The 25564-nt window shown below is 69.4% G+C and carries 20 protein-coding genes and 1 pseudogene; 5 read left to right on the top strand and 16 right to left on the bottom strand.

The window, feature by feature from the left end; genetic code table 11:
- Positions 1-2: 2 nt before the first annotated feature.
- Complete coding sequence (gene rimP, locus FOJ82_RS07715) at positions 3-518, bottom strand: ribosome maturation factor RimP (RefSeq protein ID WP_143937870.1); 516 nt, start codon at positions 516-518, stop codon at positions 3-5.
- 142 nt (positions 519-660) lie between these two features.
- On the opposite strand from rimP, the gene FOJ82_RS07710 reads away from it, so the two are divergent.
- Positions 661-1590, top strand: coding sequence for a DUF4439 domain-containing protein (locus FOJ82_RS07710; RefSeq protein ID WP_185975674.1), 930 nt, complete (start codon positions 661-663; stop codon positions 1588-1590).
- A 25-nt stretch (positions 1591-1615) separates the two neighbouring features.
- On the opposite strand, the gene FOJ82_RS07705 is transcribed toward FOJ82_RS07710, so the two are convergent.
- From FOJ82_RS07705 to gdhA, 6 genes are all read right to left on the bottom strand, one after another.
- Complete coding sequence (locus FOJ82_RS07705) at positions 1616-3397, bottom strand: proline--tRNA ligase (protein WP_143937868.1); 1782 nt, start codon at positions 3395-3397, stop codon at positions 1616-1618.
- A 39-nt stretch (positions 3398-3436) separates the two neighbouring features.
- The gene (locus tag FOJ82_RS07700) at positions 3437-4270 is read right to left on the bottom strand and encodes a GNAT family N-acetyltransferase (protein ID WP_143937867.1); all 834 of its coding nucleotides are present in this window, start codon (positions 4268-4270) and stop codon (positions 3437-3439) included.
- A gap of 1 nt (position 4271) precedes the next feature.
- Positions 4272-5414: a flavodoxin-dependent (E)-4-hydroxy-3-methylbut-2-enyl-diphosphate synthase gene (gene ispG, locus FOJ82_RS07695; protein WP_143937866.1), complete on the bottom strand. Its 1143-nt coding sequence runs from the start codon at positions 5412-5414 to the stop codon at positions 4272-4274.
- 37 nt (positions 5415-5451) lie between these two features.
- A complete protein-coding gene (locus FOJ82_RS07690; RefSeq protein WP_143937865.1) occupies positions 5452-6738 on the bottom strand; it encodes a M50 family metallopeptidase in 1287 nt (428 codons plus the stop codon).
- Complete coding sequence (dxr, locus tag FOJ82_RS07685) at positions 6735-7937, bottom strand: 1-deoxy-D-xylulose-5-phosphate reductoisomerase (RefSeq protein ID WP_143937864.1); 1203 nt, start codon at positions 7935-7937, stop codon at positions 6735-6737. Before dxr ends, FOJ82_RS07690 begins: the two co-directional genes overlap by 4 nt.
- 84 nt (positions 7938-8021) lie before the next feature.
- Positions 8022-9359, bottom strand: coding sequence for an NADP-specific glutamate dehydrogenase (gene gdhA, locus FOJ82_RS07680; protein ID WP_143937863.1), 1338 nt, complete (start codon positions 9357-9359; stop codon positions 8022-8024).
- Between the two features lie 118 nt (positions 9360-9477).
- Here gdhA and FOJ82_RS07675 point away from each other — a divergent pair, with 118 nt between their 5' ends.
- Positions 9478-9780 (top strand): hypothetical protein, encoded by a 303-nt coding sequence (locus FOJ82_RS07675; protein WP_143937862.1) that lies wholly within the window; start codon positions 9478-9480, stop codon positions 9778-9780.
- Position 9781: 1 nt separating this feature from the next.
- On the opposite strand, the gene rlmN is transcribed toward FOJ82_RS07675, so the two are convergent.
- From rlmN to rpsB, 6 genes are all read right to left on the bottom strand, one after another.
- Entirely contained in the window at positions 9782-10909 is a 1128-nt protein-coding gene (rlmN, locus tag FOJ82_RS07670) for a dual-specificity RNA methyltransferase RlmN (RefSeq protein WP_143937861.1), read from the bottom strand.
- Position 10910: 1 nt separating this feature from the next.
- Complete coding sequence (locus FOJ82_RS07665) at positions 10911-11774, bottom strand: phosphatidate cytidylyltransferase (protein ID WP_143937860.1); 864 nt, start codon at positions 11772-11774, stop codon at positions 10911-10913.
- On the bottom strand, positions 11774-12328 hold the full coding sequence (gene frr / locus FOJ82_RS07660) for a ribosome recycling factor (protein ID WP_246099808.1): 555 nt from the start codon (positions 12326-12328) through the stop codon (positions 11774-11776). The genes FOJ82_RS07665 and frr overlap by 1 nt, the downstream gene beginning before the upstream one ends.
- Positions 12329-12358: 30 nt before the next feature.
- A complete protein-coding gene (pyrH, locus tag FOJ82_RS07655) occupies positions 12359-13072 on the bottom strand; it encodes a UMP kinase (RefSeq protein WP_143937858.1) in 714 nt (237 codons plus the stop codon).
- A 120-nt stretch (positions 13073-13192) separates the two neighbouring features.
- Complete coding sequence (gene tsf, locus FOJ82_RS07650; RefSeq protein WP_143937857.1) at positions 13193-14005, bottom strand: translation elongation factor Ts; 813 nt, start codon at positions 14003-14005, stop codon at positions 13193-13195.
- Between the two features lie 29 nt (positions 14006-14034).
- Entirely contained in the window at positions 14035-15060 is a 1026-nt protein-coding gene (gene rpsB, locus FOJ82_RS07645) for a 30S ribosomal protein S2 (protein WP_143937856.1), read from the bottom strand.
- Between the two features lie 284 nt (positions 15061-15344).
- Here rpsB and FOJ82_RS07640 point away from each other — a divergent pair, with 284 nt between their 5' ends.
- The gene (locus tag FOJ82_RS07640) at positions 15345-16259 is read left to right on the top strand and encodes a peptidoglycan DD-metalloendopeptidase family protein (protein WP_143937855.1); all 915 of its coding nucleotides are present in this window, start codon (positions 15345-15347) and stop codon (positions 16257-16259) included.
- On the opposite strand, the gene FOJ82_RS07635 is transcribed toward FOJ82_RS07640, so the two are convergent.
- Both FOJ82_RS07635 and FOJ82_RS07630 read right to left on the bottom strand, forming a co-directional pair.
- Positions 16252-20118 (bottom strand): right-handed parallel beta-helix repeat-containing protein, encoded by a 3867-nt coding sequence (locus FOJ82_RS07635; protein ID WP_143937854.1) that lies wholly within the window; start codon positions 20116-20118, stop codon positions 16252-16254. The two genes, FOJ82_RS07640 and FOJ82_RS07635, sit on opposite strands and share 8 nt — an antisense overlap.
- 93 nt (positions 20119-20211) lie before the next feature.
- Positions 20212-21117, bottom strand: a complete 906-nt coding sequence (locus FOJ82_RS07630) for a tyrosine recombinase XerC (protein WP_143937853.1) — start codon at positions 21115-21117, stop codon at positions 20212-20214.
- A 35-nt stretch (positions 21118-21152) separates the two neighbouring features.
- Here FOJ82_RS07630 and def point away from each other — a divergent pair.
- Positions 21153-21784, top strand: a pseudogene (def, locus tag FOJ82_RS07625) (peptide deformylase).
- A 116-nt stretch (positions 21785-21900) separates the two neighbouring features.
- Positions 21901-24636 carry an ExeM/NucH family extracellular endonuclease gene (locus FOJ82_RS07620; protein ID WP_143937851.1) on the top strand — a complete coding sequence of 912 codons (2736 nt, stop codon included), beginning with the start codon at positions 21901-21903 and terminating at the stop codon, positions 24634-24636.
- Between the two features lie 75 nt (positions 24637-24711).
- Here the strand turns inward: FOJ82_RS07620 and FOJ82_RS07615 are convergent, their stop codons facing one another.
- Complete coding sequence (locus tag FOJ82_RS07615) at positions 24712-25497, bottom strand: TrmH family RNA methyltransferase (RefSeq protein WP_143937850.1); 786 nt, start codon at positions 25495-25497, stop codon at positions 24712-24714.
- Between the last annotated feature and the right edge of the window lie 67 nt (positions 25498-25564).

The following is a 25564-nucleotide window of genomic DNA, read 5'->3' as shown; positions in this document are numbered from 1 at the left end:
GCTCAGGCCTCCTCGGTGTCGTCGTTGTCTTCGTTGTCGTCGGAGCCGGTCCGGAACTCCTTCGGTGGGTTCATCTCGACCTGGACCACGGCCTTGGTCACGTCGGCGAGGGCGAACTCCCTCGACTGCCCCTTGACGTCCAGGGTGACGGCTTCGCCCTCCACCCCCATGATGCGTCCGGTGACCTCGCGGTCGGCGAGCCACAGCTTCACGAGGCGGTGGAGGTTGCGGCGGTAGTGCTTGGCCTCCTGCAGGGGCTTGCTGACGCCGCGACTGGTCACCTCGAGGGTGAAGGGAGCCTGTCCGACGGCCGTGCTCTCGTCGAGGGCCTTGGAGATCCGTGCAGAGGCTGCGGAGATGTCATCGAGCAGCGGGCCGCGACCTGCGGGGCCGTCCCCGTCGACGGTGATCCGCAGGAGCTTGCGCTTGCCCACTGGCGTGACGTCGAGGCTGTCCAGTTCGAGGCCGTGGTCGGCCAGGATGGGCTCCACCAGTTCGGTGAGCTGGCTTTCTTGCATGGGGATTCTCCGATTCGGTTGTGTGACTCGATTGTGTGACCCCCAAGCATATGCCGCCACACCTCGATCGACATCCCGCAGCGCGATCTCTCCGCGAAAACACCCTTCGCAGGCACGCCGCATCGCCGATAGGGTCGTCGTCATGCGTTCCACCCGTCGTGGCCTGCTCGCCCTGGCCGCGGGACTTCCGGCGGCTGTCCTCGCCGCCTGCTCCCCCAGCCCGATCGTCACAGGTGGGCCCTCTGCACCCTTCTCCCCCACCCCCACCGGTCCCGTGCAGTCCCCCGGAGCAGCGCGCGCGGCCGACTGGACCACGAGGTTGCGGGCGCTGGTTGGCACGGCACCGGCGCAGGACGCGGACTGGGCCGCGGCCGTCACGGCACAGGCCGACGCACACCTGGTCCGCCTGGACGCAGCGGATCCGTTGGTGCCGGACGCCGAACCGGTGTTCACCCCGTCCCCGGCGCCGGCGCCCACAACCGCTCCGTTCGAAGACGCGCTGGCGGCGCTGCTGGCGGAGGGTGCGGACCTGTTCGGCGAGCTGGTCACCGACGCGCAGAGCCAACCCGAACGGCTGCTCCACGCCTCGCTGGCGGCGGCCGCAGCCGGGCTGCGCAACAGGGCACTGGCACCGGTGCCGGGCGAGGGCACGCCCATCAGGTTCCCCGAGACGTCCTTGGACGGCTCACTGCTGGTGGCACTGAGTCACGTCTGGGCCCTCCTGCACGGCCTCGAGGTGGGGCTCGGCCGCCTCCCCGAGGGCGACGTCCACGACGCCGCCCGGCGACGGCTCGCCGAGGCGCGCGAACAGCGCAACCACCTGCGGGCAGCGGTCGATGGCGACTCCCCCGAGCAGGAGGTGGCCTACGAGATGCCCAACCCGATGACCACGCCCGAGGAGATCACGGACGCGCTGGCGGTCCTGGAGCAGGGGCTGCTGGACGCGCTCGCGCGGCTGGTCGCCACCGGCACCGAGGGGACCGACTGGCTGCAGGAGATGTTGCAGCAGGTGCCGCAGGTGCAGGCGTGGGGCGGCCGCCTGCCCCACTGGCCCGGCTGGGCGCAGGTCTGAGGACCGCACCCCGCCGCGCCGGTCCTCAGGAGCGCTTGGCGCCGACCAGTTCCTCGACGGCCCGGACGGCCTGGGCGAGTGCCACCTCGTTGCGTTCACCGGTGGCGCGGTTGCGGATTTCGACCACACCGTCGGCCAGACCCCGGCCCACGACGACCGTCACGGGCATGCCCATGATCTCCGCGTCGGCGAACTTGACGCCCGGGCTGGCCTTGCGGTCGTCGACGAGGACGTCCAGACCCTTGGCGGACAACTCGGAGGCGATGCGCTCGGCCTCCTCGAAGATGCTCGGGTCCTTGCCGGTGGCGAGCACCTGGACCTGGTAGGGCGCCAGTGTGACGGGCCAGCTGAGGCCCTTGTCGTCGGCGGTCGCCTCCGCCACGGCGGCGACCGCGCGCGAGACGCCCACGCCGTAGGACCCCATCGTCACCGTGACCAGCTTCCCGTTCTGGTCGAGCACCTTGAGTCCCATGGCCTCGGCGTAGCGCCGGCCGAGCTGGAAGATGTGCCCCATCTCGATCCCGCGGGCCAGTGTCATCGGGCCCGAGCCGTCGGGTGCCGGGTCGCCCTCACGGACCTCCGCGACGTCGAGGACGCCGTCGGCGGTGAAGTCGCGCCCGACCGTGACGCCGCTGAGGTGTTCGTCGACCACGTTGGCGCCGGTCACCCAGTGGGTTCCCTCCACCACGCGGGGGTCGGTCAGGTAGCGGATGCCGGTTGCCGACTCCTCACCCAGCACGCGGGTGCCGTCGAGGCTCACCGGGGAGATGAAGCCCACCTTCAGGTCCGGGTACTTCTCGAAGTCCTCCGCGCTGAACGGTTGGGCGACGGAGGGCTCGAGGGCCGCCTCGAGTCGCTTTGCGTCCACCTCGCGGTCCCCGGGCAGGCCGAGCGCGAGCGGGTAGCTCTCGCCGCTGGGCTCGGTGACCATGAAGAGCACGTTCTTCAGGGTGTCGGCGCCGCCCCAGCCCTCGGGCCGGGCGTGCTCGGAGTTCAGCAGGTCAACCACCCCCGCGATGCTGCCGACGCCGGGCGTGGCGACGGTGGCCATGGCGGGCGCGTCCGCCACCGGCAGGGGCTCCGGTGCGGCGGTGCGCACGGCCTCCACGTTGGCGGCGTAGCCCCCGGCGGAGCGCACGAACGTGTCCTCACCGTTGGCGGCCACGGCCAGGAACTCCTCGGAGCGGGACCCGCCCATGGCTCCGGCCATCGCCGAGACGATCACGTAGTCGAGGCCCAGTCGCTCGAAGATGCGCACGTAGGCGCCCCGGTGCGCCTGGTAGCTGGCGTCCAGGCCGGCGTCGTCGACGTCGAAGGAGTAGGAGTCCTTCATCACGAACTCGCGGCCGCGGAGCAGTCCGGCGCGGGGACGGGCCTCGTCACGGTACTTGGTCTGGATCTGGTAGAGCGACAGCGGCAGGTCCTTGTAGGAGTTGTACAGGTCCTTGACCAGGAGGGTGAACATCTCCTCGTGCGTGGGCCCGAGCAGCATGTCGGTGCCCTTGCGGTCCACGAGTCGGAACAGGTTGTCGCCGTAGTCGGTCCAGCGGTTGGTGGCCTCGTAGGGTTCGCGGGGCAGCAACGCGGGCAGGTGCACCTCCTGGGCGCCGATGGCGTCCATCTCCTCGCGGACGATCGCCTCCACCTTCTGCAGCACCTTCAGCCCGAGCGGCAGCCACGAGTAGATGCCCGGGGCGACGCGGCGGATGTAGCCCGCGCGGACGAGCCAGCGGTGGCTGGGCACCTCGGCGTCGGCCGGGTCGTCTCGGAGGGTGCGGACGAAGAGGGAGGAGAGTCTGGCGATCACGGGGGCAACTCTACTTCAGCCGCGGGGGTGCTCCGCCACTCAGTAGTGCACGGTGGCAAGCGCCCCGACGGTCCGGAAACCGAGCCTCTCGTAGGCGCGGATTGCGGGGGTGTTGAAGTCGTTCACGTACAGGGAGACCAGGCCGTAGCGCTCCATCACCAGCCGCAGCATCGAGGCCAGGGCCGGGACCGAGAGGCCCTCACCGCGTCGGTGCGGGTGCACCCACACGCCCTGCAGCTGTGCCTGGTTGCCGAGCTTCGGTCCGAGGTCCGCCTTGAAGACCACCTCGCCGCCCTCGACGATGCCGTAGGCGTCGCCCTGATGCAGGCGCTCCTTGACGTAGCGCTCGTACCCGCCGCCGTACTTGAACGGCGAGCTGCCGATCTCCTCGGTGTACATGTGCACCGACGCCGCCAGGTAGGACTCGTACTCCCGGGTGCTGAGCAGCCGGACCCGCTCGTCGCCGTCGTTGGCGGGAGGGCTGTCCAGGACCATCAGCGGCTGCCGCTGCCGCACGTTGGACACCTTTCCCCACGCACCGGGCCAGCGCTCGATGAGGCCGACATAGAGGCCCAGCGCGGTCATGCTGGGGCCGAGGATGGAGGCAGCCGTACGCGACGGGCCGAGGGCGCGCACGAACGCGGGCACGGCGTCGGGGTCGAAACCGGCGGGGAAGATCGTGCCGCCGTCGAGGCAGACCGCGGTCAGCCTGCCGTCGCGCTCGAATCCGTGGATCTTGCCGACGCGGCGGCGGTCGATGCCGTACTGGGCGATCTTCGCGGCGAGGAACAGGTTCTCCACCGGGCGCTGCGCCAGCAGGGCCTCCACCTCGTGGAGGTCATCGGGCCCGAGCGGCCTCAGGCCAACGGACATCTCAGGAGACCGAGACCTCAGGCGCACCGACCTCACCCATCTCTGCGGCGATGCGCCGGGCCTCGACGAGGAGGGTCTCGACGATCTCGGACTCGGGAACGGTCTTGACCACTTCGCCCTTGACGAAGATCTGGCCCTTGCCGTTGCCGGAGGCCACGCCGAGGTCTGCCTCGCGGGCCTCGCCGGGGCCGTTCACGACGCAGCCCATGACGGCCACGCGCAGCGGCGCCTGCATTCCCTCCAGACCCTTGGTGACCTTCTCGGCGAGCGAGTAGACGTCCACCTGGGCGCGCCCGCACGACGGGCAGGAGACGATGTCCAGCTTCCGGGGGCGCAGGTTGAGCGACTCCAGGATCTTGAGTCCCACCTTGACCTCCTCGGCCGGCGGGGCCGACAGGGAGACGCGGATGGTGTCGCCGATGCCCTGGCTGAGCAGCGCGCCGAACGCGACGGAGGACTTGATGGTGCCCTGGAAGGCCGGGCCCGCCTCGGTGACCCCGAGGTGGAGGGGGTAGTCGCACTGCTGGCTCAGCATCTCGTAGGCCCGCACCATGACCACCGGGTCGTTGTGCTTGACGGAGATCTTGAAGTCGTGGAAGCCGACGTCCTCGAACAGCGACGCCTCCCAGAGCGCGGACTCGACGAGCGCCTCCGGGGTCGGCGAGCCGTACTTGGCGAGCAGGCGCTTGTCCAGGGAGCCGGCGTTGACGCCGATGCGCAGGGAGACCCCGGCGTCACTGGCGGCCTTCGCGATCTCGGCCACCTTGTCGTCGAACTGCTTGATGTTGCCCGGGTTGACGCGTACGGCGGCGCACCCGGCGTCGATGGCGGCGAACACGTAGCGCGGCTGGAAGTGGATGTCGGCGATCACGGGGATCTGGGACTTCTTCGCGATGATGTGCAGCACGTCCGCGTCGTCCTGGCTGGGGACGGCCACACGCACGATGTCGCATCCGGTGGCGGTCAGTTCGGCGATCTGCTGCAGCGTGCCGTTGATGTCGGTGGTCTTGGTGGTGGTCATGGACTGCACCGAGATGGGTGCATCACCGCCGACGAAGGTGGACCCGACCCTGATCTTGCGAGTCGTGCGACGGGGCGCAAGCGTTGGTGCGGGGGCAGCGGGCATTCCAAGACTCACGGACATGGTCCCCAGAATACCCACCTGATCCGCGGCCGGTGAATCAGAACAGCTGGATGGGGCTGATGATGTCGGCGAGGATCAGTACCGCGCCGCCGAGGAGCAGGAATCCGCCGACGACGTAGACCACCGGCAGCAGCTTGGCGGTGTCCGCCGGAGCCGGGCGGGGCCGGTTCCGGACCCGCGCCCAGGCCCGGCGGAGGCCGTCGTAGAGTGCCGCCGCGATGTGGCCGCCGTCGAGGGGTGGCAGCGGCACCAGGTTGAGCAGCGCGACGAACAGGTTCACGCTGCCCAGCAGGGACATCCAGCTGGCCACCCGGTCCGCTGCGGGGATCTGGTCGGCGGCGCCGATCTCCCCGGCCACCCGGCTGGCGCCGACGATGGAGATGGGGCTGTTGGCGTCGCGCGGCTGCCCCGTGACGAGGTCGGCCCCGACGTTCCACACCCGGACCGGGAAGTCGACGAGTGCCACCACGGACATCCGTGTCATCTCCCACATCTGCTCGAGGGTGGCGAGCGGGCCCGCCTTGGTGAGTTCGTTGCTGGGCGAGACACCGAGGAAGCCCGCCTCGACGTACGTGGTCGGGTCGAGGCGGTCCGGGACGTGGTGCAGGACGGTGTTGACCGTGGGCAGCGTGAGCTCGCGGCCGTCGCGCTCGACGACGATGGTGGCGCCGCCGTCGCGGTTCGCGCGGATCAGGTCGCCCATCTGGGTCCAGTCCGTGAGCGCGTGGCCGTTGAAGGAGACGAGCACGTCGCCCACCTCGATGCCAGCCTCCGCGGCGGGCGTGGGCGGGTCGGTGTCCAGGCACTCGGCGGGTTCCCTGCCCTGCGGGATCACGCAGTCGCTGACGTGGGCCACTTCGAGGGTCGGCTGGTAGGTGCCGTGGAGGGTGTTGATGCCGAGGAAGATCCCGAAGGCGAGCAGGATGTTCATCGCGGGGCCGCCGAACATGACCACGACCCGCTGCCACACCGGCTTCTGGTAGAGCAGCCGCCCGTCGTCGGCGGGGGTGATCTCCTCGTACTCGAAGCTGCGCGCCTCGTCGGCGATCCGGGTGAGCCAGCCCTTGGGGCCGTCGGAGGGGCGTTCGGGAGGGTACATCCCGACCAGCCGCACGAACCCGCCAAGCGGGATCGCCTTGACGCCGTACTCGGTCTCCCCTCTCCTGCGGGACCACAGCGTCTTGCCGAAGCCGACGAAGTACTGGGTGACCTTCACGCCGAACAGCTTCGCGGGGACCATGTGTCCCACCTCGTGCAGCGCGATGGAGGCCATGATCAGCGCGAAGAACAGGACGGCCAGCCCGATGATCATGAGGGTGGTCATGCGCGCCCCGCGACTATCTCGGCGGCCCGGGTGCGGCCCCAGCGGTCGGCGGCCAGGACTGCCTCCACGCTGAGGTCGGCGTCGTCGACGTGGCCGGCTGCCAGGTGCTCATCGAGGCACTCGGTGATGACGTCGACGATCTCCGGGAAACGGAGGCGCCCCTCGCAGAACGCGTCGACGCAGGCCTCGTTGGCGGCGTTGTAGACGGCGGGGGCGGTTCCGGAGGCCCTGCCCGCGCGGCGCGCCAGTTCGACGGCTGGGAAGGTCTTCTCGTCGAGGGGTTCGAAGGTCCAGGTGGCGGCGGTGCTCCAGTCGCAGGGGGCGGCGGCACCGGGAAGCCGCCTCGGCCACGTCAGGGCGAGCCCGATCGGCAGGCGCATGTCGGGTGGCGAGGCCTGGGCGATGGTGGAGCCGTCACAGAACTCCACCATGGAGTGGACCACGGACTGCGGGTGCACGGTCACGACGACGTCGTTCAGGGCGACGTCGTAGAGCAGCGCGGCCTCCAGTAGCTCCAGGCCCTTGTTGACCAGCGTGGCGGAGTTGATGGTGATGACGCGCCCCATGTTCCAGGTGGGGTGAGCCATGGCGTCCTCGGGGCGCACGTCCATGAGCTCGGCGCGGGTGCGGCCGCGGAACGGGCCTCCGGAGGCGGTCAGGACGAGGCGGCTGACCTCGTCGGCGCGGCCGCTGCGGAGGGCCTGCGCGAAGGCGGAGTGCTCGGAGTCCACGGCGATGATCTGTCCCGGGGCGGCCGCCCCCGTGACGAGCCGGCCACCGATGACCAGCGACTCCTTGTTGGCCAGTGCGAGTGCGGTCCCGGCCCCGAGGCAGGCCAGCGTCGGCCGCAGCCCGGCGGCGCCGGTGATGGCGTTGAGGACGAGGTCGCAGTCGCTCGCGGCCAGCTGGGTGGCGGCGTCTGGACCGAGCAGGATCCTCGGGAGCTTGTAGTCGCCCGTGGCCCAGCCCCGCTGGGCGGCCTCGGCGTAGAGGGCCTGCTGCAGCTCACGTCCGGCCGTGGCCTTGGCGAGGGCCACCGTGGCCGGGGCGAACTGGATCACCTGGCGCGCGAGCTCGGCGATGTTCCCGCCGGAGGCGGCCAGTGCCACCACCTCGAACTCGTCGCGTCGGGACGAGATGACGTCGAGGGCCTGGGTCCCGATGGAGCCGGTACTGCCTAGTAGGACGATTCTTCGCACCGCTCCAGTCTCTCACGCGGGACAACACGACCCCGCACCTGCGAGGGTGCGGGGTCGTGTGGAGTCTGGGTGCAGCGGTTCGGCTCAGACCACGCCGAAGGCCGCCATCGCGTTGGCCACCTTGCGGAAGCCGCCGATGTTGGCCCCCATGACGTAGTTGCCGGGTTCGCCGTACTCCTCCGCGGTCTCGGCGCAGTCGGCGTGGATTCGCTCCATGATCTTGGTGAGGCGCTCCTCGGTGTACTCGAAGTCCCACGAGTCACGCATCGCGTTCTGCTGCATCTCCAGCGCGGAGGTGGCCACGCCACCCGCGTTGGCCGCCTTGCCGGGCCCGTAGAGGATGCCGGCTTCCTGGAAGTGGCCGATGCCCTCGGGCGTGGTGGGCATGTTCGCGCCCTCCGCGACGGCAATGACGCCGTTCTTGATGAGCGTCGCCGCGTTGGAGCCGTCGAGCTCGTTCTGGGTGGCGCACGGCAGGGCGACGTCAACCGGGAGGTCCCAGATGCAGCCGGCCTTGGCCACGACGGCGCCGTTGCGACGCTCGGCGTAGTCGGAGACCCGGCCGCGCTCGACCTCCTTGATCTGCTGCAGGAGCTGCAGGTCAACGCCGTCCTCGTCCACGACGTAGCCGCTGGAGTCGGAGAAGGCGATCACCTTGCCGCCTAGCTGGTGGACCTTCTCGATGGCGTAGATGGCAACGTTTCCGGAGCCGGACACCGAGACGCGCTTGCCGTCGAAGCTCTCGCCCTTGGTCTTGAGCATCTGGTCGGCGAACACGACGGTGCCGTATCCGGTGGCCTCCTTGCGCACGAGCGATCCACCCCAGTCGAGGCCCTTGCCGGTGAGGACGCCGGACTCGTACCGGTTGGTGATGCGCTTGTACTGGCCGAACATGTAGCCGATCTCGCGGCCGCCGACGCCGATGTCGCCCGCGGGGACGTCGGTGTACTCCCCGAGGTGGCGGTAGAGCTCAGTCATGAACGACTGGCAGAACCGCATGATCTCGGTCTCGGAGCGGCCGCGCGGGTCGAAGTCGGAGCCGCCCTTGCCGCCACCGATGGGCAGCCCGGTCAGCGAGTTCTTGAAGATCTGCTCGAAGCCGAGGAACTTGATGATGCCGAGGTAGACCGAGGGGTGGAACCGCAGGCCTCCCTTGTAGGGGCCGAGTGCGGAGTTGAACTCGACGCGGAAGCCCCTGTTGACCTGGACCTGGTTGTTGTCGTCCAGCCACGGCACCCGGAAGATGATCTGGCGCTCCGGCTCGCAGACCCGCTCGAGGATCTTCGAGTCGAGGAGATCCGGGTGCTTCCGGACCACGGGCTTGAGGCTCTCGAAGACCTCCTTGACGGCCTGGTGGAACTCAGCTTCCCCCGGGTTCCGGGCAACGACCGACTCGTAGACCCCCTGCAACCGCTCTTCCATGGCTCTCCCTAAGTTCCCGATTTGCAACAAACAGGCCGATCCTAGCTTCCCGGAGCCCGATCACCCCATCCGAGGACCAGTTTCCATGATGTGGGCGCGGCCCCCGTACGCTTGGTGCATGCAGCAGAGGCCCCGTGGACCACAGTTCGAGCGCGCCGCCAAGCAGCGCGTGTTCATCGGGGACTACGAGTCACCGACTCGCCCCGGCGCCACACCGCCTGCCGCAGGCGTCCGCCAACCCACGCTGCTGGAGCGGCTGCGGGCACGGTTCCGCGGCGGCGACGTCGACAAGCGGCGCGGCCCCGGGTTCCAGCAGCCGGAGGGCGCGGCCAGGATCGGCAGGTACCAGCGGCGCCGACGCAACCGGTCGGCTCCCAGCCCCTCGGAGTCCCCGAGCGGGTTCGAGCAGCCCTCGGAGTGACTCAGGCGCTCTCGGACTCGACGGTGGCGGCCAGTTGCCCGCAGGCGCCGTCGATCTCGCTGCCGCGGGTGTCGCGCAGCGTGACCGGTACGCCGCGGCGCTCCAGTGTCTGGATGAAGGCACGTTCGTCCTCCTTGCGGGAGGCGGTCCACTTCGAGCCCGGCGTGGGGTTCAGCGGGATCAGGTTGACGTGCACCCAGCCCCAGTCGCCACGCCGCTTCAGGACGTCGGCCAGCAGGTTCGCCCGAGCCACCTGGTCGTTGATGTCGCGCATCATGGCGTACTCGATGGAGACCCGACGCTTGGTGCGTTCCGCGTAGGCCCAGGCGGCATCGACCACCTCATCGACCTTCCACCGGTTGTTCACCGGCACGATCTCGTCGCGCAGTTCGTCGTCGGGGGCGTGCAGCGACACGGCCAGGGTGAGCGGCAGGCCCTCCTCTGTGAGCTTCTGGATCTGCGGGACCAGGCCGACCGTGGAGACGGTGATGCCGCGCGCGCTCATCCCGAATCCGTTCGGGGACGGCTCCAGCAGTGTCCGGATGGCGCCCATCACCGGCTTGTAGTTGGCCAGCGGCTCACCCATGCCCATGAACACGATGTTGTTCAGTCGCCCGGTGGCGCCCGGGACCTCGCCTGCGGCGATCATCTGGTTGGCGGCGAACGCCTGGATGGTGATCTCTGCCTGGGAGAGGTTGCGTTTCAGGCCGCCCTGTCCGGTGGCGCAGAACGGGCAGGCCATGCCGCAGCCCGCCTGCGAGGAGATGCAGAGCGTGGAGCGGTTGGGGTAGCGCATCAGGACCGACTCCAGCAGTGAGCCGTCGTGCAGCTTCCACAGCGTCTTGACGGTGGTGCCCTTGTCCGCGGTGCGCCGGGTGACCTGCTCCAGAAGGGACGGGAAGAGCTGCTCGGCCAGGTCGGCGCGGATGGCGGCCGGGACGTCTGACCAGCCGTCGGGATCGTCGGACAGGTGGTCGAAGACGTGGCGGGAGATCTGGTCCGCCCGGAATTTCGGCAGCCCCAGCTTCTCGGCGGTGTCGCGGCGCTCCTCGGGCGAGAGGTCCAGCCAGTGGCGCGGCGGCTTGCCGCGGCGCGGTGCCTCGAAGACGAGCGGAAGAAGTGTTGGCATTTCAGGCCCCCAGGGCGAGGTGTAGGACGAGCCAGCCGACGGGGACCGCGGCCAGCAGCGAGTCGAGTCGGTCCATGACGCCACCGTGTCCGGGAAGGAAGTTGGACATGTCCTTGATCCCGGCGTCGCGCTTGATCAGCGACTCGACGAGGTCGCCCAGTGTACCCGCCAGCGCGCAGCAGATCCCGAGCACGAGCCCCACCCACCAGGGAGAGTCCAAGAACAGGAGCACGGCGGCCACCCCGATCCCCGCAGCGGTGGCGACGCCGCCGATGACGCCCTCCCAGGTCTTGCTGGGACTGATCTGTGGCGCGAGCTTGTGCTTGCCGAAGATCGAACCGAACGTGTACGCCCCGGTGTCGGCAGCGGTGACGCACAGCACGATGACCAGGATCCTGAAGGCACCGTCCTGCTCGCCCATCAGGAGCGAGACGAACACCCCCAGCAGCGGGATGTAGGCGATGATCAGGGCGGAGGCGGCGGCGTCGCGCAGGAACCCCTCCGACCCTCCGCGCAGGCGGGCGGTGAAGCTCGCCAACAGTGTCGCCCCCAGGCAGGCGACGATGAAGTTCGACGGCGCCATCAGGTCGAACCGGGCCACCGCCCAACCGCCGATGATGCTCACGGCCGTGCCTACGACGATGGGCACGATCGCGGCGTGCATGCCCTTGCGCTCCAGCGCCATGTGCACCTCGACCGCACCGAGGCACAGTGCGGCCGCGGTGAGCAGGACGAAGAACCAGTGGACCCAGACCAACCCCACCACCAACGCCACGATGAGCCCCAGACCGACACCGATGGCGGCCGGCAGGTTCCGGCCACCCCTCGGCGTCGAGGCTGGCTCGCTCGCGACTGTGGTGGGCATCAGATCTCGCTGAGCTCGGCTTCCTTGGACTTGAGCAGTTCGTCGACGCTGTCGACGAACTTCTTGGTGGATGCGTCCATCGCCTTCTCGGCGCGGGCGAGGTCGTCCTCGCTGATCTCACCGTCCTTCTGCAGCTTCTTCAGTTGGTCCATGGCGTGCCGGCGCACGTTGCGCAGGACCACACGCGCGTCCTCGGCCTTGGCCTTGGCCATCTTGACGTACTCCTTGCGACGCTCCTGCGTCAGCTCGGGCATCACGATGCGGATGGAGTTGCCGTCGTTGCTCGGGTTCACGCCCAGCTCCGCGTCGCGGATCGCCTTCTCGATGGCAGTGATGGCGCTGCGATCGAAGGGCGTGATCAGCATCGATCGCGGGTCGGACGAGGTGAAGGTCGCCAACTGCTGCAGCGGGGTCGGGGCGCCGTAGTAGTCGGCGTGGAGCGACGAGAACATCGCGGGATGCGCCCGGCCGGTGCGAATGGTGGCGAGGTCATCGCGTGCGAAGTCCACCGCCTGCTGCATCTTGGCCTGGGCTTCCTTCTGGGTTTCGGCGATCATGACCGACCGCCCTCCTTCCTGTTGGGGTCAGCGGGTGACAAGCGTCCCGATCTGCTCGCCGTCTACGACGCGAGCAATGTTGCCGGGCTCGGAGAGGTTGAAGAACACGATGTTGAGGTCGTTGTCCCGGGCCAGCGCGATGGCGGTGGCATCGGCGACCTTCAGGTCCTCGGCGAGGAACTGGTCGAAGGTGAGGTGCTCGAACTTGGTTGCCGACGGGTCCTTCACGGGGTCCGCGTTGTACACGCCGTCGACTCCCTGCTTGCCCATCAGGAGGACCTCGGCGCCGATCTCCAACGCGCGCTGGGCAGCGACGGTGTCGGTCGAGAAGTAGGGCATTCCGGAGCCCGCCCCGAAGATGACGAGGCGACCCTTCTCCATGTGGCGCTCCGCGCGGCGCGGGATGTAGGGCTCGGCGACCTGGCCCATCGTGATGGCCGTCTGGACGCGGGTGTTGACGCCCTCCTTCTCGAGGAAGTCCGAGAGGGCGATGCTGTTCATCACGGTGCCGAGCATGCCCATGTAGTCGGCGCGATCACGAGCGATGCCGGACTGACTGAGTTCGGCACCGCGGAAGTAGTTGCCGCCACCCACGACGACCGCCACCTGCACGCCCCTGTTGACGACGTCCGCGATCTCCTTGGAGATGCCGCGGAGGGTTTCCGGGTCCACACCCAGCTTGCCGCCGCCGAAGACTTCCCCCGAGAGCTTCAGCAGCACCCGCTTGTATTGCTTGGTCATTTGTCCCCTCGGGGTTGTGGCGGTCGTTTCCGTTGAAGCCTATCGTCCCGGGGATGCCCCGGACGCAGACGGTGGCGTGTACCGCGAGTTCTCGCGGCACACGCCACCGATTGGTTGCGCTCAGGCGGTGATGGCGAAGCGGGCGAACCGCGTCACCTCTGCACCGGCGGCCTTCAGGAGGTCACCGACGGATTTCTTGTCCTCCCAGACGGCCGGCTGGTCGAGCAGCGCGACGTCCTTGAAGTACCCGCCCACACGGCCCTCGACGATGCGGGAGATGGCAGCCTCGGGCTTGCCCTCCTCGCGCGCGGTGGCCTCGGCGATGCGACGCTCGTTCTCCACGACGTCCGCGGGGACGTCGTCGCGCGAGACGTAGCTCGGGCTCATGGAGGCGATCTGCATGGCCACCTGGTGGGCCAGCGTCTCGTCGCCACCGGTGTACTCGACCAGCACGCCGACCTGCGGAGGCAGGTCTGCGGCGCGACGGTGCAGGTACAGGTGGGTGGTGCCGTCGAAGTTGGCTGCGTTCGCGACCGCGATGTTCTCGCCGATCTTGATGCCCAGTTCCTTCACGGCGTCCGCGACGGTTTCGCCGGAGGCGAGCTCCGCGGCGTTGGTGGACTCGACGTCGGTGGCCCCGCTGGCGAGGACCGCGTCGATGATCTGGTCCGCCAGTGCGACGAACTCGGCGTTCTTCGCGACGAAGTCGGTCTCGGCGGCGAACTGGATCAGGGCGCCGTCCCTGCCCGCGACGATGCCGTTGCTGGCCTCGCGGTCGGCCCGCTTCGCGGCCTTGGCCAGACCGTGGACACGGAGCACCTCGATGGCCTTCTCGTAGTCACCCTCGGCCTCGACCAGTGCGTTCTTGGCGTCCATCATGCCCGCGCCGGTGGCGTCGCGGAGCTTCTTAACGTCTGCGGCTGTGATTGCCATCAGTCAGTGTTCCCGTCTGGGTAGGAGGATTACTTGGTTTCGGTGTTCTCTTCGGTGGCCTTGACCTCGGCAGCCTCGACGTCGGCCTCCTCGGTGAGCTTGGTCTCGACGACCTCTGCAGCCTCGGCGACCTCCTCTGCCTGGGCCTCGTCAGCGGCGGGGGCCTCGTCAGCGACGGGAGCCTCCTCAGCGGCCGGCGCCTCAGCGGCTGGGGCCTCCTCAGCGGCCGGAGCCTCGGCGGCGGGGGCCTCTTCGGTGGCCGGCGCCTCGGCGGCCGCAGCAGCCTCGGCCTCGGACTTGGCCAGCAGTTCGAGCTCCCAGTCGGGCATGGGCTCGGACGCGGCCTGCTCACCGGACTTGCCGGAGGAACGCTCGATCAGGCCGGCGGCGACTGCGTCGGCGACGATGCGGGTGAGCAGCGCGACGGAGCGGATGGCGTCGTCGTTGCCGGGAACCGCGAAGTCGACCTCGTCGGGGTCACAGTTGGTGTCGAGGATGCCGACCACGGGGATCCGCAGCTTGCGGGCCTCGTCGACTGCGAGGTGCTCCTTCTTGGTGTCCACGATCCAGACGGCCTGCGGCGTCTTGGTCATGTCGCGGATGCCGCCCAGGGTCTTGTCGAGCTTGGTCTTCTCGCGCTCGAGCTGCAGCAGCTCCTTCTTCGTGAGGCCGCTTGCCGCCACGTTCTCGAAGTCCATGACCTCGAGCTCCTTGAGGCGCTGGATGCGCTTCGCGACGGTGTGGAAGTTGGTCAGCATGCCGCCGAGCCAGCGCTGGTTCACGTAGGGCATGCCGACGCGGGTGGCCTGCTCCTGGATGGCCTCCTGGGCCTGCTTCTTGGTGCCGACGAACAGCACCTGGCCGCCGCGGGAGACGGTGGACTTGACGAAGGCGTAGGCCTTGTCGATGTAGCTCAGCGAGAGCTGCAGGTCGATGATGTAGATGCCGTTGCGCTCGGCGAAGATGAACCGCTTCATCTTGGGGTTCCAACGACGGGTCTGGTGTCCGAAGTGGACGCCCGACTCCAGCAACTGGCGGGTGGTGACGACGGCCATGGCCGTTCCTTTCACAGCGGACACTTGGGTCCGCCACTTTCTCGGGTGGGCACGTTGGCCCACGGTGGTTTCCGGGACCCCGCGGACGGGGCCGTTCCTGACGCGCCCGGCGGCGGCACCCGACTGGCGGGACCACGCGGCCACCGACGGTTTCCCGCGAAGCGCATGCGAAGTCAATCGGCGAACCGATTGCGGTCGTCATTCTAGACTCCGGCGACCCCGATCGCCAACCTCGCCCCTGTGGACAAAGACGGACCACCCGCGCGGACTCCCAGAGTGTGGGCATGCGCACCCGAACCCTGCTCCTGACCGCCCTCGTCGTCGTCTCGCTGCTGCTGACCACCGCAACCCCGTCGCGCGCCGAAGACCTGCTCCTCCGAAGACCGGTCCCGGGCGCCGTGCTGGAGGGGTTCAGTGCCGGACCGCACCCATGGTCCCCAGGGCATCGGGGCGTTGACCTCGCGGCCCGCCGGGGCGAGGCCGTGCGTTCCGCGGCCGCGGGGGTGGTCCACTTCGCCGGCAGCGTGGCGGGCCGCCCCTCGGTCTCGGTCGACCACGGCAACGGGCTGCGGACCACCTACACCCCGGTGCGGCCCGAGGTGTCCGAGGGCGAGGTCGTCGCGGCGGGCGCGGTCATCGGGCAAGTGGTGGCCGGGCACTGCACCGGGGGCTGCCTGCACTGGGGACTGACCGACGGCGTCGACTACTTCGACCCGCTGTCTCACCTCGCGGTTCGCGAGGTGCGACTCCTCCCGGCCGGCTCCGTGGCCGTCACCCCTCCCTCGTTCAGGGCCGCCACCACAGCCATGGCGGGCGGTGCGCCTCCCGTGCCGGGGAGGGTGACCTCACGCTTCGGCATGCGCACCCACCCGGTCACGGGCGTCCGCAAGCTCCACGACGGCCTGGATCTGGGCGCCGCGTGCGGCACGCCCGTAAGGCTGCCGTGGGCCGGTCGGGTGGCCGTCGTCCAGCACCACGTCGCCTACGGCAACCGGGTCATCGTCGAACATCCCGGCGGCCGCAGCGCCTACGCCCACCTGCAACGCATCGACGTCCACGAGGGACAGCGGCTGGGGGTCGGCGCGGTGCTCGGCGCCGTGGGCAGCACCGGGCTGTCCACCGGCTGCCACCTGCACTGGATGACCTGGCGCGGCGGCGAACTGGTGGACCCGCTCACCGTGGCGGGTGGCCTCAGTTGAAGCGGACGATGTTGTTGAAGACCTCCTTGGTCACGGTGCGGTAGGTGTTGCCGTTGCGTTCGATGACCGTGGCGCTCACGTAGCTGCGGCAGCCGTTGCCGCCCACGGCGGGGGTGTCGCACTCGGTGCGCCACTGCCTGCCGTCGGCTGCGGTCCAGCGTCCGGTGTGGCCCAGGGGGTTGTCGGCCCAGGCGCTGCGGGGTGAGCCGAGGTAGGTGAGGTTGTTGAAGGTCCAGCCGTTGTGCTGGTAGTAGGCGCCGTTCCAGGTGCCGATGGTGGTGCCCCAGATGTAGGTGAAGCAGCGCACGGTGATCGAGTAGGGCTCGCACACCGTCATCCAGCGGCGTCCGTTGACGTCGTGGAAACCGGGCGTCTCGTAGAGGTCGCCATCCGGCTCCTCGGTCGGCTCCTCCGTGGGCTCCTGCGACGGCTCCGGGGTCGGCACCTCCGTCACGGGCTGCACTGGCGGGTACAGCTCCATCACCGTCGGGGATGGGTGCGCTCCCAGGCGGGCACCCCACTCACCGGCGCCCGGCTCGAGGAGCTCGAGCAGGCCTTGCATGTCGACGCTGCCGTCCGGCGCGATCCGCGGGACGACGTCGAGGTCGACGCTGGCGAACCAGTCGTCGGTCACCGGCTCCCCGCCGGCGGTGACACCGTCCAGGACGTTGGAGGGATCGCCAGTGATGTCGTCGGGCTGCTCCCGCAGGCCGATGCTGTCGGCGGCCCCACCGTCGGCGGACAACAGGCCGCGCACCCGGTAGTCCGTCTGCGCGGCGGAGGTGTAGAGCCTCAGGTTGGGGCCCGCGTTGGCATACGAGGTCACGTCGTCAACGATCACGTCCGGCCCGGAGTTCGAGGTGACCCCGGCGCCGGCGTTGTCGAAGCTGACGGAGTTCGACAGCAGGTGCGCCCCCGGCATGTTCTCACCGCCCAGCTTGAAGCCGTTTCCCTCGCCCGTGACGTCGGGCGCCTCCTCGAGCCAGCCGTTGCGGTAGGCAACCGAGTGCTCGACCACCACGTCGCCGATGGGTCCCTGCGTCGACTTCGCGTACAGGTCCCAGCCGTCGTCGACGTTGTGGTGCGCGATCGAGTGCCGGAAGACGTTGCCCTCCCCCGCGGTGATCTTGGCGGCGAATCCGTCCGCATCGTTCGCCAGGGGGTCGGCGTTGTTGTGCGAGACGCTCGAGACCACGAGGTTGTGCGACGGCCACATCGAGCGCGGTTCGGCGGCGTTCCCGGAGATCTGGATCCCGGTGTCGGCGTTGTGGTGCGACTCGATGCGCTCGACGACGTTGTGGTGGCCGCTGATCAGCATCGGCTTCTGGTATCCACGCGATCCCGTGATCTCGAGGTCGTACAGGTGCCAGTGGTCGCCCCGGAGGTGGATGCCCCCGTCAGGTGACCCGGACAGGTCGAGCAGGGCGCGACTGCCCGGCCGGGACATCAGGACGATCGGCTGCGCGGGGGTGCCGTCGTTGCCACGCTCGATCGTGACCTTGCGGGTCGGTCGGTAGGTGCCGGGCTGGAGAACGATCTGCTGCCCGGGCTGCACGTGCGCCACGGCGGTGTGCAGGTCGAGCGGACTGCCGGGCGTGCCGTCGCCGGCGGGGCTCCCGTCGGCAGCGACGTGGATCGACTGTCCGGGCTGCCCGTAGGAGGCGACGGTGATCGTCAGCGGGATGCTGAACGGCTCGTAGGAGTCGAGGTCCTCGTACTCGCCCAGGCCTGTCTGCTCCTGGCGTGGTGCGGGGGTGAGGGTCGCGGTGTACTCGTTCACGCCGTCGGCGAGGGGCACGACCACCGAGGTGGCGGCTCCGGGTTCGAGGTCGACAGGACCGCCGATGACGGTTCCTCGCTGGTCCACGACGGAGGCCACGCCGTGGACGTTCGACAGCAGCGGCACCTCGATACTGCGGTGCGGGGTGGTGCGGGTGACGTCGGCCGTCAGCCACGGCGTCACCCGGGTGACCGGACGCTCCAGTGCTTCCTCGTCGTCGTCCGGGTGAATGGTGCTGAAGGCCAGGTCGCTGACGCTGACCTCGATGTTGCGGGCTGCGAACACCCCGACGTAGTAGGAGTCCCCCGTCTGCTGCAGCAGGAGGTCGGGTTCGTAGGTGATGATCTCGTGCCGCTCGCCGTCAACGCTCCAGATGGCGTGGAAACCGGTGTTGGACTTGCGCAGGGTGTACTCGTAGACGTCACCGTCCACGAAGCGGGGTGGGTTCATGTTCACCCCTTCGGCCAGGCCGTCGCGCCAGGTCCAGTCGAACGGCTCCGAACCGGTCATGTCCCGGGCAGGGGTGGCGACCCGGGGGCCGTCGGTGTAGCCGGTGACCACCTTGCTGCCGGGGGTGCCGTAGCGGGTGTCGACGGATTCGCCGAGGTCTCGGACGTACTTGGCGGACATGGTGCCCACGCTGTTGAAGTAGCGCGCGTCCCGGTTGTTTGGCTCGAAGGTGTCCACCGCGATGATGCCGAATCCCGACTGGTTGTCCTTGCCGGAGGCGTCGTCGACGGTGAACCTGGCCGAGAGCGTCCAGTTCTCCGTGAGCGGGTCGATCTCCGTGTAGTAGTAGTGGAACCCGTCCTCGGAGTCTGCGATCTTGCCGTTGTTGCCGCGCATGTCGAAGGTCATGGAGCCGTCGGCGTGGTGGACCAGGGTGCCGTTGCTGGACACGCCGGCATGGGCCTCCAGCCACCTCTCGACCTCGTCACTGACCTCGACGGTGTGGACCTCGGAGAAGGTGGCCTCCGAACCGCGGTGCGAGATGATGCGGATCTCGATCCTGTCGCCCGGGGCCAGGCCCGTGACGTCGGCACTGGTTTCGGTGGTCGCAGCCAGCGCACCCCAGTCCGTGGATCCGCTTTCACGGAACTCGACGACGTAGCTCTCGGCCTCCGCCACGGCGGCCCACTCGACCGTGACCGTGGCGCTCCCGTCGGCGACGGCTGTGGTTAGGGCGGCGAGGACCTCGGAGGCGCCGAGGGGCAGGACGAACCCGGGCGCGTCCGCCCGCGGGGAGACCTTCGGAAGGTCCTCGTCGGTGCGCTGCAGCGCCACCTCGACCGCGTAGTCACCGGAGGTGCTCGGCGTGAGCGCAATGGTTCCGGACGCGGCCTGGGCCCCGGACATGCCAGTAGCGACGGCGGTGCCGCCGCTGTCGTAGAGCGTGGCGGTGGCGATGTCCGCGCCGTCGAAGCCCACGAGCCCGTCGAAGTCGACCAGGAGGTCGGGTCCGTCCTGGTGCACGCCGGTGACCACCGGCGCGGCGACAAGGTCCCAGGCGGGGCGCTCGGGGGCCACGCCGTCGACCAGTTCCAGGTGGAAGATGTTGACCCCGGAGGACGGGGACGCGACGTAGTAGCTGCCGGCGGAAGGCACGGTGAACCGGGCGAGCGGGATGTCGGTGGGCGCACCGTAGGCGGGGAGGCTCTCGACGAGGGTGCCGTCCTGCGTGTAGAGCGCCAACTGGCGGTCCGCGCTGGCGCTGGCGCTGAGCGCGTAGGCGTTCAGGACTGCTGGCCCGAAGGTGGTGAACGCAACGGAGCGCCGCTCCGGGGTCCCACCACCGTTCAGCTTGAGGCGCTGGGTGAACACGTGCTCGCCGCCGGTGCGTTCCTGCGCATCCACCTCCACCGCGGCGGCCTCCGTGGCCCGGATTGTGTAGCGGCCCACCTGGGTGTCGGAGGTGATCGGACCGATCGGCATGGCGCTGGGGTTGAGGACGTCGGGTGACTCCTCCGCCCGCGCAGGGGCATCCACCCCCAGCCCGGTGACGGCCAGTGCGAGGGCCATGGCCACCGCGAGTGCGAGGGTCAGGACCCTCCGCGTCGGGGTGGGAGTACGTGGGTTCATCGTCGACCTCCGGGTTGGTTCGGCTACGTTGCCGAGAACTCGTGAAAGCGCTTTCTCGCAACCTATCGCGAGACCTGTCGATCGGTCAAGGGCTCAGGCGCGGGGATGCGCCTGGCGGAAGGCCTCCCGCAGCCGCTGCGAGGTGACGTGCGTGTACACCTGTGTGGTGGCGACCGACGCGTGGCCGAGCATCTCCTGCACGGAGCGCAGGTCCGCGCCGCCCTCCAACAGGTGCGTGGCCATGGCGTGGCGCAGGCCGTGGGGTGCCACCTCGGCTCCGCCTGCACGGGTCGCTTCGTGGACGACCCGACGCGCCACCCGCGGGTCGAGCGCACCCCCGCGCGCCCCGAGGAAGACGAGGTCCGGGCTCTGCGGTCCGGCGAGCTCCGGACGGGCTGCCAGCCAGGCGGCGAGGGCGCGACGCGCCGGCGCACCCACCGGCACGCTCCGCTCCTTGCCACCCTTGCCGAGCACCCGGATGGTGCCGCGTTCCGTGTCGACGTCCCGGACGCGAATGCCGCACAGTTCTGAGACGCGCAGACCGCTCGAGTAGAGCAACTCCAAGAGGGCGAGGTCGCGTGCCGCCACCGGACCCTCACCTTCCGACACCCTGGCCTGGGTGGCGGCGAGGCTCTCCCCCACCGCCGTCGCCGAGGGCACCCGCGGCAGCCTCCGCTGCCGCTTCGGTGCCCGCAGCCGGGAGGCCGGGTCCACCTCGAGCAGTCCCTCCACCTTCGTCGCCCACGCGAAGAACCCCCGCACGCAGGCCACGCGGCGCTGGATCGTGGAGGCTGCGGCACCGGCCTCGGCCAGGTCGGAGAGCCATGCCCGGAGCACCTGGAGCGTGACCTCGGACAGGGGGCGTCCGACGAAACCAGCCAGGGCGGTGAGGTCCGAGACGTAGGCGCGCACCGTGTGCTCGGACAGGCCGCGATCCGACGAGAGGTGCGTGCGGTACTCCTCGATCACCGCCCGCCACCCGTGGTCGTCCTTCGCCATGGGCCCCAGTGTGCCGGACACGGCATACTGGTTCACTGCAGACACACCCCCGGCGAGGAGAACCCAAATGGCCCTGGACCTGACCACTGGCGGCAAGATTCGTCCGATCACCCGCTGGGGCACCCCGGTGATGCATGAGCAGACGCAGCCCGTGACCGAGTTCGGCGAGGAGCTGCACGAGCTGGTCCGTGACATGTTCGCCACCATGCGGGCCGCAGAGGGGGTCGGGCTGGCCGCCACGCAGGTGGGCGTCGGCCTGTCGGTGTTCGTCTACGAGTGCCCCAACGACGACGACGTGATCGAGCGTGGCGTGGTGTGCAACCCCGTCGTCGAGCTGCCCACGGGCAAGGACCGCAATCTTGACGCCAGCGACGAGGGCTGCCTGTCCTGGCCCGGCGGCTACCAGAGCGTCGCGCGCCCGGACCGGGCACGCTGCACCGGTCAGGACGCCGAGGGCAACGACGTCGACCTGCTCGGCACCGGACTGCTCGCCCGCTGCTACCAGCACGAGACCGACCACCTCAACGGCACCGTCTTCGGTGACCGGCTCTCGTCGCGTGCACGCCGGAAGCTTGACGAGCAGGTTGCGGAGCTCGCCTACCGCTACCCCGACGACTGGCCGGTCTCCCCCAAGGCCGTCGCCACCCCCGCCGCCGCCGCGGAGTGACGTTCCCCACGTTCACCTGACGAACCCCCCTCCGAAAGGTAGCGTTCACCTTCTCTGGACCCAGAATTAACCGCGGCTCCGTAGGGTCGCGACAGATCCCTAGGAGAAGGTGTTCCATGAAACTTCGCAGTCGCATCGCCGCGCTCTCCGCGGCGGCCGCAACGACGCTGGCCGGCCTCGGCGCCCTGGCCGTGTCGCCCGCCCAGGCGGCGCCGGCGGCAGACCTGATGATCAGCGTCTACGTCGAGGGCAGCAGCAACAACAAGGCGGTGGAGCTCTACAACCCCACGACAGCCGAACTGGACCTGAGCGGCTACTCGCTCACCCTGTACTCCAACGGCGGCACCAGCCCCCAGTCGACCTTGGCGCTGAGTGGCAGTGTTGCCTCCGGCGGGCACTATTTGGTCACCAACTCCCAGTGGGCCCTCGTGCCCGCCGGGGACACGACGCACGCGGTCGCGAACTACAACGGTGACGACACCCTCGTGCTGAGCAGAGGCGGCGCCGTACTGGACTCGATCGGCCAACTCGGCGTCGACCCGGGTACGAACTGGTCCGCCAACGAGGTCGCCACCAGCGAGATGACCCTCACGAAGAAGGCCTGCACGGTCGACAACGACCCGTCCGACGCCTACGACCCCTCAGTCGACTTCGAGGCCTCGCCACAGAATGACGCGACCACGCTCGGCACGTTCCAGTGCGACCCGCTGGTCGAGCCGCAGCCCACCGAGGAGCCGTCGGAGACGCCGCAGCCGGGCGACCTGACGATCGGCGAGATCCAGGGCAGCACGGACACGAGCCCGTACGTCAACCAGGCCGTCACGATCGACGCCTGGGTGACCGCCACCTTCCAGGGCAACGGCCAGTTCAACGGCTACTACGTCCAGGACGAGGGCGACGGCGACGACGCCACCAGCGACGGCCTGTTCGTCTACGCCCCGGACGCCGAGCCACGCGCCGTCGGCGAGCAGGTCCGCATCGCGGGAACGGTAGTGGAGGCCTTCGGCCAGACGCAGCTCAACCCCACCTCGGTGACGGTGCTCGCCGCCGCGGGTGACCCGATCGCAGCCACCGAACTCACCGTCCCGGTGGGTGACTTCGAGAGCTACGAGGGCATGTACGTGACATTCCCGCAGGACCTGACGATCCTCGAGTTCTTCAACTTCGACCGCTTCGGGGAGATCGTCTACGGTCTCGACCGGCAGTGGACCCCCACCGGGGTCGCCGAGCCCGGCCCGGCGGCCCAGGCGATCGCGGCGCAGAACGCGGCGAACCGCGTGATCGCCGACGACGGCTTCAACTCCCAGAACGTCTCCCCCGCCATCCACCCCAACGGTGAGCCGTTCGCCCGCGACAACTACTTCCGCGGCGGCGACAAGGTGACCAACCTGACCGGCATCATGAGCTACCGCAACAACACCTACAAGGTCCAGCCGACGCAGGGGGCCGACTACACGGCCGTCAACGAGCGTCCGGCGGTCCCCGAGGTCGGCGGCGACTTCAAGATCACCTCCTTCAACGTGCTCAACTACTTCACGACGCTGAACGAGCGCGGGGCCGTCACCTCCACCGAGCTGGAGCGCCAGCAGGCCAAGATCGTCGCGGCCCTCGCGGAGATCGATGCCGACGTCGTCGGGCTGATGGAGATCGAGAACAACGCACCGACGGCGGTCGCGCACCTCGTCGCCGGGCTGAACGCCGAGGTCGGCGCCGGCACCTACGACTTCATCGACACCGGGGTCGTGGGCACCGACGAGATCTTCCAGGCCATCATCTACAAGACCGCCACTGCGGAGCCGGTCGGCGACTTCGAGGCGCTCGACTTCAACGACGGCAAGAACCGGCCGAGCCTGCTCCAGACGTTCCGCCACATCGCCTCCGGCGAACTGGTGAGCCTCAACGTCAACCACCTCAAGTCGAAGGGTTCTGACTGCCTGCCGGAGGATCCGGACACCGGCGATGGCTCCGGCAACTGCAACCTCACCAGGGTGGAGGCCGCGCAGGACATCGTGGAGTGGCTGGCGACCGACCCCACCGGCCAGGGTTCCAGCCGCACCATCGTCATGGGCGACCTGAACTCCTATGACTACGAGGACCCGATCGACGTGTTCGTCGAGGCCGGCTACACCGACCTCGAGAAGCGGTTCAACGGCGACGAGGCGTACTCCTACGTCTTCGACGGCCAGCTCGGCTACCTCGACTACGGCCTCGCGAACGAGGCCGCAGCGGCAGACGTCGTCGGCACCTCGTCGTGGCACATCAACTCCGACGAGTCGGACCTGTTCGACTACTCCATGGAGTTCAAGGCCGACAACGAGGACGCTCTCTGGGCGGCAGACCCCTACCGCTCATCGGACCACGACCCCGTGATCATCGGCCTGCAGCTGGGCGAGACGACCGAGCCGACCGAGGAGCCCACCGAGGAGCCGTCGGAGGAGCCCACGGAGGAGCCCGAGGGGGACCTCTACGAGACACCCGGTTTCCACGACGTCAACGGACGCCGCTGGATGACGGTGTGCGAGCCCTACTCGATCACCGTGCGCTGCTTCACCTACATCTGGGGCACCACCATCGGCACCTGGAACGGCGCCTACTACCAGCACAACGGCTGGACCTTCAACAACCTCACCTACCTCGGCTCACCCCGCAGCGCCTGGGCCGACAACCCCCTGGGCCACACCGGACGCTGGACCGCAGCCGACGGCAGGCAGTGGCGCACCGAGTGCGACACCCCCGCCGTGGGCGGCAACGGCTGCCGCAGCTACGTGACCGCCACGGTCATCGAACGCAACGGCAACACCTACCGCACCGTGACCAAGGAGGTCTTCAACAACATCGTCCGCTTCAGCTGACGCGGTCGCTCGAGAGCCACGAGCCCCGAAGGGTCCTCACAGACCCTTCGGGGCTCGTTCGCGTCTTGGCGAGGGTCAGCGCAGCACGTAGGCCATGACCGCGGCGGCGGTGGCGACGTTCAGGGAGTCGATGCCCTCTGCCATCGGGATCGTGACCGCGACGTCGGCGGCCTCCTGCCAGCGACGGCTCAGGCCGTGGCCCTCGTTGCCCAGCAGGAGCGCGACCCTCCCCTCGGGTCGGTACTCGTCGAGGGCGACGGAGCCGGGCGTGAGGGTGGCCGCCACCAGGGTGAAGCCCGCCGCGCGCAGCAGCTGCAGCTCGTCGTCGTCGGCCATCCGGCGCCAGGGCAGCTGGAGCGACGCCCCCATCGAGGACTTCACGGCCCTTCGGTACAGGGGGTCCGCGCAAGTGGCGGAGACGACGACACCGCCCCAGCCGAGCGCGGCCGCCACCCGCAGGATGGAGCCGATGTTGGTGTGGTCCACGATGTCCTCGCACACCACCAGACGCTTGGCCCCCAGCAGTTGCTCCCACGGCGCCTCGGGCGGGCGGACGTAGGAGGCCAGCGCGCCACGGTGGACGTGGAAGCCGCTGACCCGCTCGGCGAGCTCGGCACTCACGACGTAGCAGGGGACGTCGGCATGGCCGGCGAGCACGTCGTCGAGCCCGGCCAGCCACCGCTCCTGCAGCAGGAACGAGCGCGGCCGGGCACCAGCCTCCGCCGCCCGGCGGATGATCTTCTCGCCCTCGGCTATGAACAGGCCCTCGGCCTGCTCCAGGTTGCGCCGCAGCTTGGAGTCCCGCAGCGAGACGTAGTCGCCCAGTCGGGGGTCGGCGGCGTCGGTGACCTCAACGAGCATGGACGTCACGGTGTGGGGGGCGATCGTTCATGGTCCCAACGGTAGTGCCCGGCGAGCGGGCGCAACC

Origin of the sequence: Tessaracoccus rhinocerotis (assembly GCF_007197885.1) — a bacterium.
GTDB lineage: Bacteria > Actinomycetota > Actinomycetes > Propionibacteriales > Propionibacteriaceae > Arachnia > Arachnia rhinocerotis.
This window is presented reverse-complemented; position numbering and strand designations above follow the sequence as displayed.